Source organism: Enterobacter sp. PL_is511, from assembly GCF_055816065.1.
Map to the genome: position 1 here is coordinate 43,489 of NZ_JBVPGP010000016.1, position 17,491 is coordinate 60,979.

General features: G+C 56.1%; 16 protein-coding genes. All 16 read right to left on the bottom strand.

Annotated elements, in window-relative coordinates:
• The gene (gene wzxC / locus AC0TN7_RS03410; protein WP_024908096.1) at nucleotides 1–1,479 is read right to left on the bottom strand and encodes a colanic acid undecaprenyl disphosphate flippase WzxC; all 1,479 of its coding nucleotides are present in this window, start codon (nucleotides 1,477–1,479) and stop codon (nucleotides 1–3) included.
• A 1-nt stretch (nucleotide 1,480) separates the two neighbouring features.
• A complete protein-coding gene (gene wcaJ / locus AC0TN7_RS03415) occupies nucleotides 1,481–2,875 on the bottom strand; it encodes an undecaprenyl-phosphate glucose phosphotransferase (protein ID WP_463727145.1) in 1,395 nt (464 codons plus the stop codon).
• 46 nt (nucleotides 2,876–2,921) lie between these two features.
• Nucleotides 2,922–4,292 carry a colanic acid biosynthesis phosphomannomutase CpsG gene (gene cpsG / locus AC0TN7_RS03420; protein ID WP_370883470.1) on the bottom strand — a complete coding sequence of 457 codons (1,371 nt, stop codon included), beginning with the start codon at nucleotides 4,290–4,292 and terminating at the stop codon, nucleotides 2,922–2,924.
• 111 nt (nucleotides 4,293–4,403) lie between these two features.
• Nucleotides 4,404–5,840 (bottom strand): mannose-1-phosphate guanyltransferase, encoded by a 1,437-nt coding sequence (gene cpsB / locus AC0TN7_RS03425; protein WP_024908099.1) that lies wholly within the window; start codon nucleotides 5,838–5,840, stop codon nucleotides 4,404–4,406.
• 3 nt (nucleotides 5,841–5,843) lie between these two features.
• Nucleotides 5,844–7,067, bottom strand: coding sequence for a colanic acid biosynthesis fucosyltransferase WcaI (gene wcaI, locus AC0TN7_RS03430; RefSeq protein ID WP_024908100.1), 1,224 nt, complete (start codon nucleotides 7,065–7,067; stop codon nucleotides 5,844–5,846).
• A complete protein-coding gene (locus AC0TN7_RS03435) occupies nucleotides 7,064–7,543 on the bottom strand; it encodes a GDP-mannose mannosyl hydrolase (RefSeq protein WP_473701832.1) in 480 nt (159 codons plus the stop codon). Before AC0TN7_RS03435 ends, wcaI begins: the two co-directional genes overlap by 4 nt.
• Before the next feature lie 2 nt (nucleotides 7,544–7,545).
• Entirely contained in the window at nucleotides 7,546–8,511 is a 966-nt protein-coding gene (fcl, locus tag AC0TN7_RS03440) for a GDP-L-fucose synthase (RefSeq protein ID WP_473701833.1), read from the bottom strand.
• Between the two features lie 2 nt (nucleotides 8,512–8,513).
• Nucleotides 8,514–9,635 carry a GDP-mannose 4,6-dehydratase gene (gene gmd, locus AC0TN7_RS03445; RefSeq protein WP_014884502.1) on the bottom strand — a complete coding sequence of 374 codons (1,122 nt, stop codon included), beginning with the start codon at nucleotides 9,633–9,635 and terminating at the stop codon, nucleotides 8,514–8,516.
• Nucleotides 9,636–9,659: 24 nt separating this feature from the next.
• Nucleotides 9,660–10,208, bottom strand: coding sequence for a colanic acid biosynthesis acetyltransferase WcaF (wcaF, locus tag AC0TN7_RS03450; RefSeq protein WP_048224018.1), 549 nt, complete (start codon nucleotides 10,206–10,208; stop codon nucleotides 9,660–9,662).
• Nucleotides 10,209–10,223: 15 nt separating this feature from the next.
• Nucleotides 10,224–10,970, bottom strand: coding sequence for a colanic acid biosynthesis glycosyltransferase WcaE (gene wcaE, locus AC0TN7_RS03455; protein WP_024908104.1), 747 nt, complete (start codon nucleotides 10,968–10,970; stop codon nucleotides 10,224–10,226).
• 16 nt (nucleotides 10,971–10,986) lie between these two features.
• Nucleotides 10,987–12,207 (bottom strand): colanic acid polymerase WcaD, encoded by a 1,221-nt coding sequence (gene wcaD, locus AC0TN7_RS03460; RefSeq protein ID WP_048992950.1) that lies wholly within the window; start codon nucleotides 12,205–12,207, stop codon nucleotides 10,987–10,989.
• On the bottom strand, nucleotides 12,182–13,399 hold the full coding sequence (wcaC, locus tag AC0TN7_RS03465; protein WP_048992951.1) for a colanic acid biosynthesis glycosyltransferase WcaC: 1,218 nt from the start codon (nucleotides 13,397–13,399) through the stop codon (nucleotides 12,182–12,184). Before wcaC ends, wcaD begins: the two co-directional genes overlap by 26 nt.
• Complete coding sequence (gene wcaB, locus AC0TN7_RS03470; RefSeq protein ID WP_032642828.1) at nucleotides 13,396–13,887, bottom strand: colanic acid biosynthesis acetyltransferase WcaB; 492 nt, start codon at nucleotides 13,885–13,887, stop codon at nucleotides 13,396–13,398. The genes wcaC and wcaB overlap by 4 nt, the downstream gene beginning before the upstream one ends.
• Nucleotides 13,887–14,729: a colanic acid biosynthesis glycosyltransferase WcaA gene (gene wcaA, locus AC0TN7_RS03475; protein WP_023312403.1), complete on the bottom strand. Its 843-nt coding sequence runs from the start codon at nucleotides 14,727–14,729 to the stop codon at nucleotides 13,887–13,889. Before wcaA ends, wcaB begins: the two co-directional genes overlap by 1 nt.
• A 151-nt stretch (nucleotides 14,730–14,880) precedes the next feature.
• Nucleotides 14,881–17,043: a tyrosine-protein kinase Wzc gene (gene wzc / locus AC0TN7_RS03480; protein ID WP_024908108.1), complete on the bottom strand. Its 2,163-nt coding sequence runs from the start codon at nucleotides 17,041–17,043 to the stop codon at nucleotides 14,881–14,883.
• A gap of 2 nt (nucleotides 17,044–17,045) precedes the next feature.
• Complete coding sequence (gene wzb, locus AC0TN7_RS03485) at nucleotides 17,046–17,489, bottom strand: low molecular weight protein-tyrosine-phosphatase Wzb (protein WP_024908109.1); 444 nt, start codon at nucleotides 17,487–17,489, stop codon at nucleotides 17,046–17,048.
• Between the last annotated feature and the right edge of the window lie 2 nt (nucleotides 17,490–17,491).

Genomic DNA, 17,491 nt, shown 5'->3' on the forward strand with positions numbered 1-17,491 from the left:
CTAGCCTGCGCGAAGCAGCGTTTTCATTTTTTCGTTACGGCAAAACTGGCGCTTCATCTCTACCACCAGCGCATTGCGAGAAAGTACGATCATCACGACGAAGGCCAGCGCCCCCGCGGCAACCTGCACCGCCAGCAGCGCGGCCAGCGGCAAGTGGCCGCTGAGGATGATGCCAAGGCCGTAGCTCACCGCCAGGGTCGGCAATGAGAGATAGAACGGCAGCCACAGGCTCAGGATGTACTGACGGTAGCTGGAACCCAGCACCGGCTTGATCATGATGAAGTAGCTCAGAACGGTATTGACGATCTGCACCAGCAGGAAGCCCAGCGTCACGCCGATGGCGCCCGCCATATGCCCGCCGACGATAATCGCCGGAATAAACAGGAAGGTTTTGAACACGTTGAACTTAAAGCTGATGTCCACGCGCGCTTTTGCCATCAGCAGAGACCCAATTGGATTCCCCACGGAGCGCAGCAGCCCTACCACGCACAGCAGCTGCAGGATCGGAATGATGCCGTTCCACTTTTCACCAAACACCAGCGGCACGAAATTGCTGGACACCACCATCAGCCCCAGCAGCACCGGGAAGTTAATAATCCCCACCACGGAAAGCAGCTTGTAGAAGTTGACGCGCAGCTTCTCGGTGTCGTCCTGAATCTTGGCAAACGCCGGGAACAGGACGCGGGTGATAATCGGGTTCAGCTTCATCGGCGGCACCACCGCGACGTTGTAGGCCAGGTTGTAGCCCCCCGCCACGCTCGCGCCAAGAATACGCGCCAGCACCAGCGTCGACAGGTTGGTATTCACATAGTTGATGATGCTGTCCGCCGTCAGCCACGCGCCAAAGCGCAGGTTGGACGAGACGGACGCCAGCGAGAAATGCAGCCCCGGACGGTAGATCTTGCGGCCAAAGTAGCCGAACAGCAGCGTACGCACGGCCGAGTTAACCAGGTATCCCAGAATAGCGGTCATCGCCAGCGGCCAGAAATGGGCGCTCACCACGGTGAAGGTAAAGCCCGCCAGAACGGCGCTGGTCTCAATCATGCCGATCTTGTTGAACTCCAGCTCTTTCTGCATCAGCGCGCGGAACTGCTGTCCGTGCGGGATCACCACGAAAGCAAACGACAGCGTGCGCATCAGCGGAGCGAGATCCGGGTTGTGCAGCACGCTGGCGATGGTATCGCTCAGCAGAAACACCAGCACAAACACGAAAATCCCCAGCCCCACGTTCAGCCAGTAGAGCGTGGTCAGCTCCAGATGGCTAATCTCTTTGCGCTGGATAATCGAGTTGGCGATACCAAAATCAGACAGCGTATCGGCCAGCGCGATAATCACCAGCGAGACGGTCAGCAGGCCGAACTGGTGATTATCAATAATGCGCGCCAGCACGGTCATCTGCACCAGACCGAGGCCAATGATGACGATGGTCGCCATCGCTGACCACTTCGCCCCGCTGATGGTTTTTTCACGTAAGCTCATCTTAGTACGCCGCTTTGTTCACGAAACCTTTGAAGATGGTCAGAAAAACAATCTTGATATCGAACCAGATGCTCCATTCGCGGATGTACTCCAGATCGAATTCGATACGTTTTTCCATTTTTTCCAGCGTGTCGGTTTCGCCGCGCCAGCCGTTGATCTGCGCCCAACCGGTGATGCCCGGCTTCACCTTATGGCGCAGCATGTAGCCCTCAATCAGCGAGCGATACTGCTCGTTGTGCGCCACCGCGTGCGGACGCGGGCCAACAATCGACATGCCGCCGGTAAAGACGTTGATAAACTGCGGCAGTTCATCCAGCGAGGTGCGGCGCAGGAAGTTCCCCACGCGGGTGACGCGCGGATCGTTCTGCGTTGCCTGGGTCACCACCTTGTCGTTTTCCATCACCTTCATGGAGCGGAATTTCCACACCATAATCGGCTTACCATCCATACCGTAGCGAGTCTGGCGGAAGATAACTGGGCCGGGAGAGCTCAGCTTCACCGCCAGGGCAATGCAGCACAGAACAGGCGAAATCAGCAGCAGGATCAGTGAAGAGAGCACGATATCTTCCACGCGCTTCAGCACGCGGTTAATGCCCGACAGCGGCGTGTCGTATAGCGGTACCACCGGCACGCCGTTCACCTCTTCAATACGGGAGTGAAGAATGTTGAAGGTAAACACGTCCGGGATCAGGATCACGGAGCAGGTGGTGTCCGCCAGCTCGCGCATCAGTTGCTTAATGCGGGATTCGTCTCTCATCTGCATGGCAATGTAGACGTTGTGAATTTTGCCGGCTTTCGCGTCTTCAATAAGCTGGTCGTAATTACCCGCCCAGTCCGCAGGGACGCCGCCCGGCTTCGCGTCGTGATAGATCCCCACCACTTCAAAACCTAACCACGGCTCTTTGCGGAAGCTGTCGAGCAGTACCTTCCCGACCGGCAGATCGCCCGCCACGGCAACGAAGCGACGGTTATAACCCCGGTTACGCAGCCAGCCCGCACCAAAGCGGATCAGGGAACGGCACACCACCATGCCGACACTGGTTAACAGATACCAGCAGAGATAGGTGACGAGGCGATTGTCAAAATCATGGCTGAACGCCACCAGGCCTGCGCTGAAGATCAGGCTAAGGGTCCAGTTCTGCAGCAGCATCATCAGTTCGGTAGTCATTTTGACGCCGCGCCACGAGCGGTAGAAATCGGTCATTCCGCCGATCATTTGAAACACGACCAGCGCAATCAGGGCCATCAGCAGATGCATATATAAGAACGGCAGCCCGCTGATCCGACACACCGCCCACAATCCACCGACCATGATGGTGATATCAGAAAAACGCTGCACCATAGAGATTAACGATGCATTCGTTCTCGCTCGTTCGCGTTTTTTTAGATTCGTCATCGTTGTTCCTGTATTCGGTTCCCCCTCCCACCGGGAGGGGCAATTATTACTGATTCAACAGCGCCAGAATGTCCTTCGTTCGGGCTTCCATCAGCGCGGTGTCAGCACGGGACTCCACGTTCAGGCGCACCACCGGCTCGGTGTTGGACGAGCGCAGGTTAAAGCGCCACTGCGGGAACGCCATGCTGATGCCGTCCGTACGGTCAATTTCCAGCGCGTGAATCGCAAAGTGCTGCTCCACGCGGGCAATGGCCTCGGCCGGCTGCGCCAGCTTGCTGTTGATCTCCCCGCTCGCCGGGAACGCCGCCATGCGGTCGCGCACCAGCTCGCCCAGCGTCTGCCCCTTCAGGCACAGCAGCTCGGTGACCAGCAGCCACGGGATCATCCCGCTGTCGCAGTAGGCAAAATCACGGAAGTAGTGGTGGGCGCTCATCTCGCCGCCGTAGATGGCGTCTTCTTCGCGCATGCGCTCTTTGATGAAGGCGTGGCCGGTTTTGGACATCACCGGCGTACCGCCCGCCGCGGACACCACGTCGACGGTGTTCCAGGAAAGGCGCGGGTCATGAATGATTTTCGCGCCCGGGTTTTTCTCCAGGAACGCTTCCGCCAGCAGGCCGACAATGTAGTAGCCCTCGATGAACTGCCCTTTCTCGTCGAACAGGAAGCAGCGGTCGAAGTCGCCGTCAAAGGCGATACCCATATCCGCGCCGTGCTCAATCACCGCGTTGCGGGTGTCGTCGCGACACTCCGGCAGCAGCGGGTTAGGAATACCGTTCGGGAAGTTGCCGTCCGGGGTGTTGTGCACTTTCACGAAGGTCACTGGCACGTTCAGCGCCTTAAAGTGGGCTTCCAGCGCGTCCACCACCGGACCGGCCGCGCCGTTACCGGAGTTAATCACCAGCTTCAGCGGCTTGAGGTTCGCCACGTTGATGTAGCCCAGCAGGTGGTCGATGTACTCTTTTTGCAGGTTGATTTTTTTGTAGCTGCCGCGCTTAGCCTCATTCACCGGCGGGAAATCGTTGGCTTCCGCCAGGCGCTGCACGTCGCGCAGGCCGGTGTCGCCGCTGATAGGGCGGGCGCCCTTGCGCACCAGCTTCATGCCGTTGTAGTCCATCGGGTTGTGGCTGGCCGTCACTTCGATACCGCCGTCCACGCCCAGGTGGAAGGTGGCAAAGTAAATCTCTTCGGTGCCGGAAAGACCGATGTCCAGCACGTCCACGCCCGCGTCCTGCAGCCCTTTCGCCAGGGCCAGCTTCAGGGATTCGCTGGTCAGACGCACGTCGCCGCCCAGCACGATGGTCTGCGGTTTTAAGTATTCGCCGTACGCGCGGCCAATGCGCCACGCAATGTCTTCATTCAGCTCTTCGCCCAGCTTGCCGCGAATATCGTAGGCTTTAAAACAGGTTAATTTTTCCATGATGACCCCTTTTTCAGGCAACAGTCGGCCCTGACCACTAAATGGCCAAATTAATTTTTTTGTCATTCGTAGGCCCGGTAAGCGCAGCGCCACCGGGCATAATGCAGAGTGCTACACCCGCCCGTAGCGGTCCTGGAAGCGCACGATATCGTCCTCTTCCAGATACGAGCCGGAACGCACCTCAATTAAGTCGAGAGGAATTTTCCCCGGGTTCTCCAGACAGTGCGTCGCCCCCAGCGGAATATAAATGGACTCGTTTTCACCCAGCAGTTTGACTTCACCGTCGATAGTGACTTTGGCGGTACCCGCCACCACCACCCAGTGCTCGGCGCGGTGATGGTGCATCTGTACCGACAGCCCCTCGCCCGGCTTCACGGTGATGCGTTTCACCTGATAGCGGTCACCGGAGTCAATGGAGTCATATTTCCCCCACGGACGGTACACTTCGCGGTGAATATGGTGCTCGTGGCGACCATCCGCCTTAATTTTCTCCACCACTTTTTTAACGTCCTGCACGGCGTTACGGTCGGCAATCAGCACGGCGTCTTTGGTCTGGACAACCACCAGATCTTTCACCCCGACCGTGGTGACCAGGCCGGACTCGGCGTAGACGTAGCTATTTTCCGTTTTGTGGCTAATGACATCGCCGTGATGGACGTTACCCTCCGGGGTATGGGCGCTGATCTCCCACAGGGAGGACCAGGAGCCCACATCGCTCCAGCCCGCATCCATCGGCACCACAACGGCATCTGCCGTGCGCTCCATCACCGCGTAGTCAATGGACTCTTCCGGGCAGGCGAGGAACGCCTCTTCATCCACGCGGATGAAGTCGAGATCCGGGTCCACCACCGCCATCGCTTTCTCGCAGGCGTTCAGAATATCCGGGCGGTATTTGCGCAGCTCTTCCAGATAGCGTCCGGCGCGGAACAGGAACATCCCGCTGTTCCAGTAATACTCACCGCTGGCAACGTAGGCCTGCGCGGTTTCCAGATTCGGTTTTTCGACAAACTGCGCCACGTCAAACGCCACGCTGTCGCCTTCACCCGGCGCCACGCTGCCGCGTCGGATGTAGCCGTAGCCGGTCTCCGGCAGGTCCGGCACGATGCCGAAGGTCACCAGCTTGCCGCTTTCGGCGTAAGGAATAGCCGCACGCACCGCGTCGCGGAATGCGTCTTCCTGCTGGATAACGTGGTCTGCCGCCAGAACCAGCATCAGCGGGTCACAGTCCGGGCTGCTGCGTTTTGCCGCCAGCGCCGCAAGGGCGATCGCAGGCGCGGTGTTACGACCGGCAGGCTCCAGAATGATGTTTTCAGTAAGTTTGTTCAGCTGGCGCAGCTGCTCGGCAACAATAAAGCGGTGCTGTTCGTTACAAATTACCACCGGGCTTTCACACTCCACGCCGTGCAGACGGTTGACCGTCGTCTGCAGCATGGTGAGATCCCCTTTCAGACAGAGGAACTGTTTTGGATAGAGCACGCGGGACAGCGGCCACAACCGGCTACCAGAGCCACCAGCCATCACAACCGGATACAAAGTGGTTTGACTCATGATTTATCCCCGTATATCTGCAATAAATTGGCTCAGCACGTTCTCTTTCTCGAGCGTGCGTTCGGCATATTCACGTGCCACCGTGTTCACTTTTGGCATGGCAAGTGCCTGCTCAATTCCGGTGACCAGCGCCGGGACCGATTCCGGCTCCACGCACACGGCAATGCCCGGATAGCTGTCACACAGCTGGCCTAATTCTGTTTCGGCTTCTGCCGTAATCACCGCGTTGCCGCCCACTGCCAGAATGTTGGTCAGCTTGGACGGCAGCACCGCATCCGCGGCACCGCGTTTTTGCACCACCAGATGGCAGTCGCCCATCTTCAGCAGCGCAGGCAGTGCCTCGTAAGACTGAAGCGGGAAAAATTTCACGTTGGTCAGGCCGCGTTCGCCGACCATTTTTTCCAGCCGCGCTTTTCCACCACCCTGCCCGACAATCACAAACGTCCACGGATGTTGGTTCAGCAGTTGGGCCGCTTCAATCACGCTCTCCAGCCCCTGCTTTTCGCCGATGTTGCCTGAGTAAAGAATGATTTTTTGATCTTCAGGCAAACCAAGCTGCGCGCGCAGCGCCTGAGCGTCTTGCTCAGTCACGTCGCGAAAACGCGCCACTTCGGACCAGTTCGGGAAGAAGATCACCTTCTCCGCCGGGACGCCCTTCTCCTGCGCCTTGTTCATCATCGAGCGCGAAATCGTTGAGACGTAATCCACGTTGTGTAAGCCACTGCGCTCAAACGCGCTGGCGAGCTTAGCCACCTTGCCGCCCTTGCTTTTGCCTGCCATCCCCAGGCCCAGCATGGCGTCAACTTCATAATCCTGAATGTGCAGCAGGGTGCGCGCGCCGGAGAGTTTGCCCAGCAGGCGCATGCCCGGCGTGCAAAACAGCGTTGGCACCACGCCGATGATGCGATCCGGCTTCCAGCGGCGCTGCGCCATCAGCGGGAAGAAACTGCTCAGGGCAAAGCTGCCGAGATGAATCAACCGTTTCAGCGTCGAGGGCTGCTTAGGCACATACAGCGGGCAGCGCCAGACGGTCGCTGCACCCTCTTCGCGACGGTAGCGCCAGCTTGAGTAGCGCTCCCCGACTTTCCATTCCGGGTAGTACGGCGGCGCGGTAATGACCCGCACGTCATGTCCCTGGCTCGCCATCCACTCGACCATCTCGCCGGTGTATTTCCCGATGCCGGTTAGCTCCGGCGAGTAGTTGATTCCGTACACTAAAATTTTCATAAGCCCGGCACTCCGGACTGACGATCGGCCAGGAAATAGGCACGGCTGTTGTCGTGCACATTGTCGCTGGCCAGCAGCGCCTCTGGCGTCAGCCAGCGGTAGTCGTCATGCTGAGAATCAGGCAGACGCAGGTCTGCCTCACTCACCTTCAGGCGGAACCCCAGCACGATGTAGTGCGTGGTGAACCCCGTGCCCGAAAAGTTATCGTCATAGAAGTGCTGCCAGACCCCGTAAAACTGGCCCGCCGCCATCGGCAGCTGCAGGCCCAGTTCCGCCAGAGTGAGACGCTCAAACGCATCGCTCAACGTCTCATCCTTCTGCACGCGCCCGCCGGGCACGAACCAGAAGCCCTGTGCAGGACGGTTGGTTCGTTTCCCCAGCAAGAACTCGCCGCGTTCGTTCTCCACGATAAAATCAATTGAGATGAGCGGAGTGGAACGCACTACCGTGGCAAAATCTTCCTGACTTAAAAACATCGTTACCCCCGGAAGCGGTGCTGGTTTTCCAGGAACCACTGGTAGGTACTGGCCAGTCCCTGCTCCAGTGACACCTCGTGATACCAGCCCAGCTGATGCAGACGGGTCACGTCCAGCAGCTTGCGCGGCGTACCGTCCGGCTTGGTGGCGTCAAACACCACGCGACCTTTGTAACCCACCACCTGCGCGATGGTTTGCGCCAGCTCGCGAATGGTGCAGTCCACGCCGGTACCGACGTTGATATGCGACAGCATCGGCTCGGTATTCTCCTGCCACACTTCGCGATCCAGCTCCATCACGTGAATGCTGGCGGCAGCCATGTCGTCCACGTGCAGGAATTCACGCATCGGCGTACCGCTGCCCCACACCACCACGTCCGGTGCGTTCTCGACGGTCGCCTCGTGGAAGCGGCGCAGCAGCGCCGGGATCACGTGCGAGTTGCTCGGGTGGAAGTTGTCGTGCGGTCCGTACAGGTTGGTCGGCATCACCGAACGATAGTCGCGGTTGTACTGACGGTTGTAGGACTCGCACAGCTTGATCCCGGCAATCTTGGCAATCGCATACGGCTCGTTGGTTGCTTCAAGCGTGCCCTGCAGCAGCTCGCTTTCGGCGATTGGCTGCTTCGCCATTTTCGGGTAGATACAGGACGAGCCGAGGAACAGCAGCTTGTTCACGTTGTGCAGATGCGCCGCGTGAATGATGTTGCTCTCGATCATCATGTTCTCGTAGATGAAATCCGCCGGGTAAGTGTTGTTGGCAACAATGCCGCCCACTTTCGCCGCCGCCAGATACACCTGGTCAATGCGTTCGTTAGCAAAGAAGTCCTGTACCGCACGGCTGTCGAGCAGGTTCAGCTCGTCGCGGGTGCGGACAATCACTTCTACGTCACCGCGCTGCTCGAGCTGGCGCACAATCGCGGAACCCACCATTCCGCGATGACCGGCGACAAAAATACGTTGTTTTGTCATTCTCAGGACTCCAGCGCGATGGCAACCTCGTAGCCATGAGACTTGAGCAGGGAGTGTTTTTTCGCTGCTTCAAGATCTTTGGCAACCATCTCGGAAACCATCTCCTGCAGAGTGATTTCTGGTTTCCAGCCCAGCTTCTCGTGCGCTTTGGTTGGGTCACCCAGCAGGGTTTCTACTTCAGCAGGACGGAAGTAGCGCGGGTCAACCTGCACAATCACGTCGCCTGGCTTCACGCCCGGTGCATCGTGGCCGGTCACGGACACAACGATACCTTTCTCTTCCACGCCGGTACCTTCAAAGCGCAGTTTGATGCCCAGCTGTGCCGCGGCCATTTCAACGAACTGACGTACGGAGTACTGCACGCCGGTCGCAATCACGAAGTCTTCTGGCTGTTCCTGCTGCAGCATCATCCACTGCATTTTCACGTAGTCTTTGGCATGGCCCCAGTCACGCAGGGAATCCATGTTGCCGAGGTGCAGGCAAGACTCCAGACCCTGCGCGATGTTGGCGATAGCGCGGGTGATTTTGCGGGTCACGAAGGTTTCGCCGCGACGCGGAGATTCGTGGTTGAACAGGATGCCGTTACAGGCGTACATGCCGTAGGATTCACGGTAGTTCACGGTGATCCAGTAGGCGTACAGTTTTGCTACCGCATACGGAGAGCGCGGGTAGAACGGCGTGGTCTCTTTCTGTGGGATTTCCTGCACCAGACCGTACAGCTCAGAGGTGGATGCCTGGTAGAAGCGAGTTTTCTTCTCAAGGCCGAGGAAGCGGATCGCTTCCAGCAGACGCAGCGTACCCATGGCATCAACGTCAGCGGTGTATTCCGGGGACTCGAAGGAGACCGCGACGTGGCTCATCGCGCCCAGGTTGTACACTTCATCCGGCTGCACTTCCTGCAGGATACGGGTCAGGTTGGAGGTATCGGTCAGGTCGCCGTAGTGCAGGTGGAATTTCGGGTTCGCCGCGTGAGGATCCTGATAGATATGATCCACACGTTCGGTGTTGAAAGAAGACGCACGACGTTTAATACCGTGCACTTCATAACCTTTTTCCAGCAGGAACTCTGCCAGGTAAGAACCATCCTGCCCGGTAACGCCGGTGATGAGAGCGACTTTAGACATGTTTATATTCCTCTACTTATGAATTTAATCAGTTTCAACGCGTTCGCGTATCACCACTGCGGGGTTGCCACGGCAAACTTTATTTGCCGGTAGCGATTTAAAAACGCTGCTGCGGGCACCGACTACCGTGCCATCGCCAACAGAAACACCCGGTGCAACAAAAACATCCGTTGCCAGCCAGCATTTTTCGCCAATCACAATAGGCGAAGCGGTAATATCAAAATGCTGACTCATAAAATCGTGGCTGCCGGTGCACAAATAACATTTCTGTGAAACCACCGAATTTGCGCCAATCGTAATCTCGCCCAGGGTATATAACACCGCGTCATCCCCTACCCAGGCGTAATCCCCAAGCGTTAATTTCCACGGATAGGTAATTTTTACCGAAGGTCTGATGACTACGTTTTTTCCTATTTTTGCGCCAAACAGGCGCAATAAAAATGCTCGCCAGCGGTACAGTATTTGTGGAGACCAGGCAAATAAGGTGGCCTGAACGGCCCACCACAGCTGCACTTTAATACCGCCCGCGCCCCGAAAACCTTTCGGTACCGAGAAACCTTTCAGATCCTGCATTACGTTTCCTTATATTCAGGCTTTGTTATATAAGGCTTTCGTTTTACCCGTGGTGCGCACGCGTAATAAATAAGACAATTCCGCCCAGAATGCCGGCACGCGTAATATTTTACGCTGTACGTTTTTGGCATCCTGGCACAATTCCAGGTTATTAGACGTTGACACGCCGCCCATTGAGAATTCAGATACCAGCCCTTTAATTCGACGGAACGGGTAACCTGATTTGTACAGGCTGGCAGCCAGTGCATAATCGGAAGACACTTTATACTGCAAATCGTAAGGCTGTTTTTTCAGACCTTTTACCGGGAAGAAAATAGCCTGATGGCTGGCCGGTAAGCTGTGATAGATATACCAGCCAGGCTTCGCGCTGCGGCACACTTTATGTCCGTCGCCAAAATCGAGCAGTGCATCGCCAATATACATGGCATCCTCTTTCTGGCGCGCCAGCTGACGGGCAAACAGCGCCACGTCATCATGGAAAATGTCGCCCGAATTCAGGAAGATGGCATAACGGCCTTGTGCCATGTTGATGCCTTTATTCATCGCATCGTAGATGCCTTTATCTTTCTCGCTGATGTAGCGTAAGTTGAACTCACCGTTGAGTTTTTCCAGAAACTCCGCCGTGCCATCGTTCGAGCCGCCGTCGACCACAATCCACTCAAAGGTGAGGCTTGGATCGCGCGCCAGGTTGCGCAGCGAGCGCCAGGTTTTTACCACCCCTTCGTAATTACGAAAAGCGACAGTAATGACGCTAAGAAACATAAATCACCTCATTTCGTCATACGTTCGTAATATTAAGCGCCTTGCGCAGAATAAACGGACAGACAATCAAGAAAGCATATTCCGGGCTAAATATTGACCCGGTAAAAAACAGCGACACCGGAGTAAAAAGATAAAGCTGAACGCGAAAGTTCTGGTTATCACCAAACGCGTTAATCATCATTTTGAAAACTTTAAACAGATACCACAGGGTCAACAGTACGGCGAACCACGAAAAATAAATAATTAACAGATACAGACCATTGTCTATGGTTTTACCGACATCCGCACCGTTAAAGATTCCGAATGATGCAACATATTCGTAAAGTGAGCCGAATCTTACTACCCCATCAATATGGGTTAAGGAATAACCCACCATCACCAGTGGCCCAATGATGCGATAATAGGACGAAGATCCTTCCGTTCCCAAATCACCCAGACGTTCTGAGATGTACGGGAAGGCAAATATCACGCCTACCATAAATACCGTCAGAGAGATAATCGCCAGCGGCAGTTTTTTCTTAATCGCATCTTTGTTCAGGTACTGGAACGCCCACTCCAGCAGGTAAAACAGGATAAATGTCATTACCCCTGAGAACGATCCAGACAGAACAATTCCTGCAAGAATCATAGCATCGGTCTTAGGCGTTTTGATACCAAACTGTTTGATGCTGAGCCAAATTGAGATTAACGCCAGAGCGAAAAACGCCGGTTCAAAATAGAGGGCTGTAGTACGCTTCCCGCCAAACTTGATGAAGTTCAATACATAGCTGTTACTGTAAATGAGATATTTCGAAATTATCTCCATCAGGCTGCTGCCACCGGTTAGAATAATTTGCGCCATCTCCATGGCAGCAAGCATAACAATTAACGCAACGGCAATATAAAAGAACCTAAGGATTTTCCGATAATTGTGTGGAGAAATAGTTTTAAACCGAATACTCCAGACCATACCGATAATAATGACGATATAAACAAACAGCATGGTTGACGTGACGTATTTACTGGCATCCAGCGACTGGCCAAAGATGTAGTTAAACAGCGTCAGGCCCGTGCCCAGCCCTAAGGCAATCATCAGCTTCTTCAGGTTGATTTTATCGACATACAGCAGAAGCAGAACGGGCAAGAAGGTCACGATGGTTATCGGGAAGCTTTCGCCGAGCTGGGCAATTTTGACGTTGACCAGCAGGTAGATCAGCGGCAGCAGCAGATAACTACAGACTCTGATAGAACGAGACATATTCCTCCAGCATCTGTTGTCCACTGTAGGCCTTGCGGCTGCGGTTGCGGAACGATTCCAGGTCAGTGCCAAAAACGATCTCAGCAATCTGCGCCTTCGGCAGCTGTACCAGGGGCAGGACCTCCTGCTCCGTGAAGGTTTTCCCGCCGGATTTTTCCAGCACTTCACGCGCCGCATCGCTGTGGGTGGCAATCACCGGCACGCCGATTGAGAGCGCTTCGCAGAGGATCAGCGGGTAGTTATCCACGCGGGAGCTGAACACCAGCGCGTCCATTTCATTCAGCGCGCTCATCAGCTTGCGCTTGTCGGTTTCAAACCCGTGGTTCACCACGTTAGCCCCTTCGAACGGTGAAAATTTGCCGAAGGTATGAAGCTCTATCTTGTCCCCCAGCGCCATCATGTCGCGCACCAGCTGCTGGTTGGTTTTACCGTCGTAGCGCAGGTCATGCGCAACGATAGCGATTTTCGGTTTGCCTGCGGTTTCCGCCACCGGGGTCAGCTCCGCAAGAATGGCTTCCGTCGCCACGTCGATGCCGTTGTTGATAATCTGACAGCGCCCTGCCCCGTACAGACTGTTGAAGGCATCGGCCACGTGCTGGCTTGGAGAGATAAACGTACAGCCGAGCGAGAGCATGTCGCGGAACAGCTGACGCTTTCCGGCCACCAGCTGATGCGCGCGATCCACCTTCACCGGCGGATAGTTGCTTAACGTCGGGCACTTCTGGCAGTTATCTTTCCAGCCTTCGCAACCGTCGGTAAACGCGCAGCGCCCGGTTACGCTCCAGTGATCGTGCAGCGTCCAGACAAAACGGGTGTCGGGCTTGTGGGCCTGCACCTTCTGACAAAACGCCACCACCTCTTCCAGATTCAGCCAGTAGCTGTGCAGCACGTGAAAATGCAGCACAACCGGGCCCGTGGTGCGGGTCACCGTGCGGTAAAGATTGTTCAGGTTGCCAAACAGATCGCGGTTAAACAGGCGGAACAGCGCGATGTTGGCAATCGAGGTCAGACGCGGCGTGTGCTTGTGCACCTGCGGGAAGTTATCGTGGCTGACGCTTTTCTTGCCGCCTTTGCCGTAGCCATAAATAAAACGCGACTGAAGTCCTTTTTGCAGCGCGCGCTGGTGCAGATCCAGGGCCACGCCTGCCGCTCCGCCTTCTGCGAGGCGTACGTTAAATTGCAGAATGTTCATTTAATCACCTTCACGCGGGCTTTTTCTCCCACCACCAGCGCGTTATCCGGAATGCTGTCCAACACCACGCTGCCAGCACCAATCGTGACGTTATTACCAATCGTGATGTCACCAACGATCACCACGTTCGCCCCCAGCTCGACGTTATTGCCGATGACCGGGCAGGCCAGGCTGTCAGGCCCACGGTTGCCAATGGTGACCGCATGACGAATGGTGAAATCATCCCCAGCGACCACGAACTTGTTGATCACCACCGCATAGCCGTGGTGGATGGTAAAGCGGCGGCCAATGGTGGCAGCGGCCTGGATTTCATAGCCAAAAAAGCATTCGGTGATGATGCGATACAGCACCAGCACGGGTGCCGCCCAGATGTTGTTCAGGACGTTTTTCTTACGCCACACCGAGCAAAAGTGCGCGATGCGGTACGCCAGAACCATGCAGCACGGACGCAGGCTCCAGCTGTTAGCGCGGCAATCTTCCAGAAACATTATTTCCCCCGAAGCCCGTCAGCCAGGCGCTTGCCGTTACGCACGGAAAGCAGCGTCAGCAGCGTGCGCCAGTTCATGCGCTTATTGCGGATCTGATAGAGGGTAAAGAGCTGATATTTACGGCTGGCACGGTCAAACTTGTCCTTGTGCTTGCGGTAAAAATGGAAGTAGCCGGAGAACTTTTTCGGCGAGGAGGTGATTTGCATCTCCCCGTGGTTGATGTGCAGGATCTGCGTGGCCTCTTCCACTTTCCACGGTTCACCGTATTCCACCACCATGCGCAGGAAGATATCGTAATCCTGCGCGGCCTTGAGTTCGGTATCGAACAGGCACTCTTTGAAACGCCACGCCCAGGTGAAGACCTGGTTACCAATAATGTTGCGCTTGTAGAACAGGCGGCGAGAATAAGGTGATTTCGGATACAGCGGCAGACTGGCGGGCTGCGAGTAAACTTCGCCCTGGCAGACATAGTCGTTGGCATACAGGAAAGCGTGTGTAACCAGCTGTTCTTTATGCGACAGGAAGATAGACAGGCGGTTCGGCGTCCATTCGTCATCGTCGTCGATACCGGTCAGATACTGCCCTTTGGCCTGCATAATCGCCTGATTACGCACCGCACATGCGCCGGAGTTAATGGCGTTATGCGTATAGACCACCCGCGGGTCGTTGAGGTCAGTCACAAACTTTTGCAGCTGTTCATACGAGGAAGAGCAGTCATCAACGATGATCAGCTCCCAGTTATCGTAATCCTGACGTAACACCGACTTGATTGCGCGGATCGCCAGCTGCTGACGATTCCATGTCGGCATATAGATTGAAACTAAAGGGCGTTGTGTGGTCATTTTTTCCCCTCACCCCGGCCCTCTCCCCAAAGGGGAGAGGGTGAAAGGCAGCCAGTGGTTATCATTACGTTCGTCCCCCAAATCCAGCACCGAACAGTCCCCTCTCCCCTTTAGGAAGAGGGTTAGGGTGAGGGGTGTGGGGTGTGTTTTTTTATTTACTGTCAGACTTATATTCGTACTCGTAATACCCGTAATCCTGGTACCCGGTCGCGCGGCGGAAGATGGAGTTCAGGATCACCCCTTTCACCTCAATGCCGTTCTGCTCGAAGCGGCTCAGGCTGGTTTCCACCTCTTTCAGTGTGTTCACCGCGTAACGCGCTACCATCAGCGTGGTACCCGCATGGCGGCCAACAACGGCCGCGTCGGTCACGGCCAGAATTGGCGGCGTATCGATCAGCACCAGGTCGTAATTTTTGCTCGCCCACTCCACCAGCTCGGTGAAGCGTTCGCTCATCAGCAGCTCGGACGGGTTAGGCGGCACCTGACCGCGTGGGATCAGGTCAAATTTCGGCACCGTTGTTGGTTTCGCGCTCTGGCTAATGTCGCCTTTGCCGAGCAGGATTTCCGACAGGCCGTTAACGTTGTTGGTGCCCAGCAGTTCGTGGGTATAGCCCTTGCGCATATCGCAGTCGATCAGCAGCACGCGCTTGTTGGTCTGGCTGACCACCGCCGCCAGGTTGGCGCAGACGAAGGTTTTACCGATTGACGGGCTAACGCCGGTTAACATCAGGACGTTGTTTTTGGCCTGCATCATGGCGAAGTGCAGACTGGTACGCAGGCTACGGATCGCTTCGATAGCGAGGTCGGTCGGGTTACCCACCGCCAGCAGCTGGCTCTGTTTGTAACGCTTAACGCCCTTGATGGTTTTGACACTGTCACGGGATTTTTGCCACTCAGACAGCGGAATGCTGGCATAGACGTTGATACCGCTCTCTTCCAGCACCTGCGGGCTTTCGATACCGCGGTTGAACAGGGAACGCAACAGCACGCCCACGATGGAGAGCATCAGGCCGAGAATAATGCTGCCGAGAATGATCAGCGCTTTCTTCGGCTTCAGTACGCCAGGCTGGGTAATAGCCGGGTCGACGATGCGCACGTCACCCACGGTACTGGCTTCGGTGATTTTCAGCTCCTGCTGCTTGTTCAGCAGCTGCATGTAAACCTGCTGTCCGGACTCCACGTCGCGGGTCAGACGCACGATCTCCTGCTGCGTTTTCGGCATCGCGGTCACGCGGTCATTGAGCTTCGCTTTCTCTTCTTCCAGCGTACGGCGTTTCTCCAGCAGCGTGCGGTAGGCCGGGTGACGTTTGGTATAAAGCTTGGAAATCTCCGCCTCTTTGAAGGTCAGCTCGTTGAGCTGCGCATCAATGTTAACCATCGAATCGAGGACCGATTTCGCTTCCAGCGGCAGGTCAACGGAGTCTTTATCCTGACGGTAGGCGTTCAGCTTGTTCTCGGCATCATCCAGACGGCCGCGTACTTCCGGGAGCTGTTTCGCAAGAAAGGCCAGGCTTTTCGCCGCTTCCGCCGATTTACGCTCAACGTTCTGCTCAAGATAGTTGCGGGTAATGCTGTTCAGGATGTCGCGGATCTGATCCTTATCTTCACCGGTAAAGGTCATGCTCAGCACGCCGGTGTCCTTACCGTTTTCGGTGACGGTCAGGTTGTTCTGCAGATTGTTGATCATCCCCAGCGTGGAGAATTTGGTGACGGTGAATTCACCGCCCTCCTGGGCGTTGATCGCGCTGACCATCATGCTGACGCCGTCTTTGGTCAGCATCTGCCCTACTTCACCGCGCGCGCTAAAACCTGCGTCGCTGGTTAGCTGGTACTGTTTCGGACCAAGCACCGTCAGGGTAAACGTCTGATCGGCAGCCCCTTTCGGCAGCACGAAGTCAGTCACTTTCACCGTGTCGTTGCTTCGCCCCATCAGACGATCCCAGCCGGCACCAAAGACCGGGAAGGTATTTTTGGTGACGGAGATATCGAGCCCGAGGTCGTGAACCGTTTTACCCAGCACCAGACGTGACTGGATGAGCTGAATTTCGGCGTCGGATGCCGGCGGCTTGTTCGCCAGCGCGGAACCGATGTCCTGCACCAGCGAGTTGCCGGTATTCTGCTCGATCTGCACCAGCGCGTCGGCGCTGTAGATAGGGGTGGCGAACAGCGTGTAGACGACGGCCGCCGCGGCAAATACGGCGGTAATGCCAAGCACCCACCACTTTGCCTCTACAACAGTGCCGACCAGGCGCCCAATATCAATTTCATCACTGCCCGAAATCGGGGCGGCAGAAGGTCTTGTTTTTTCTGTCATTGTTATCCCTGCTGAACTTTCAGTGCCTGCGCCCACTGTTGGGCAGACTGGTCAAGTAAGGTGTATACCGCCTCAAAGGCCTCATGGCTTTTGCGATACGGATCGGGGATTTCACGTTCATTGTCCCAGTGACCAAACAGCATCACCTTGCCGCGCATCTCCGGAGCGATCTCGCACAGCGCATGAATATGGCGTTTTTCCATCGTCAGGATCAGATCATACTCCCGGCACATGCGGCCAGTGACCTGGCGGGCCACGTGGCCGTCGAGAGAGAGGTGATGATCCCGCGCCACGCTCGTAGCGCGCTCATCGGCACCTTTACCGACCAGTGCACCCAGCCCTGCCGAATCAACGGTCAGTTCGGGCTGGTAGTGTTTCAACAACCGTTCAGCCGTGGGGGAACGGCAAATGTTCCCCACGCATACCACCAGAATTTTGTTAAACATCG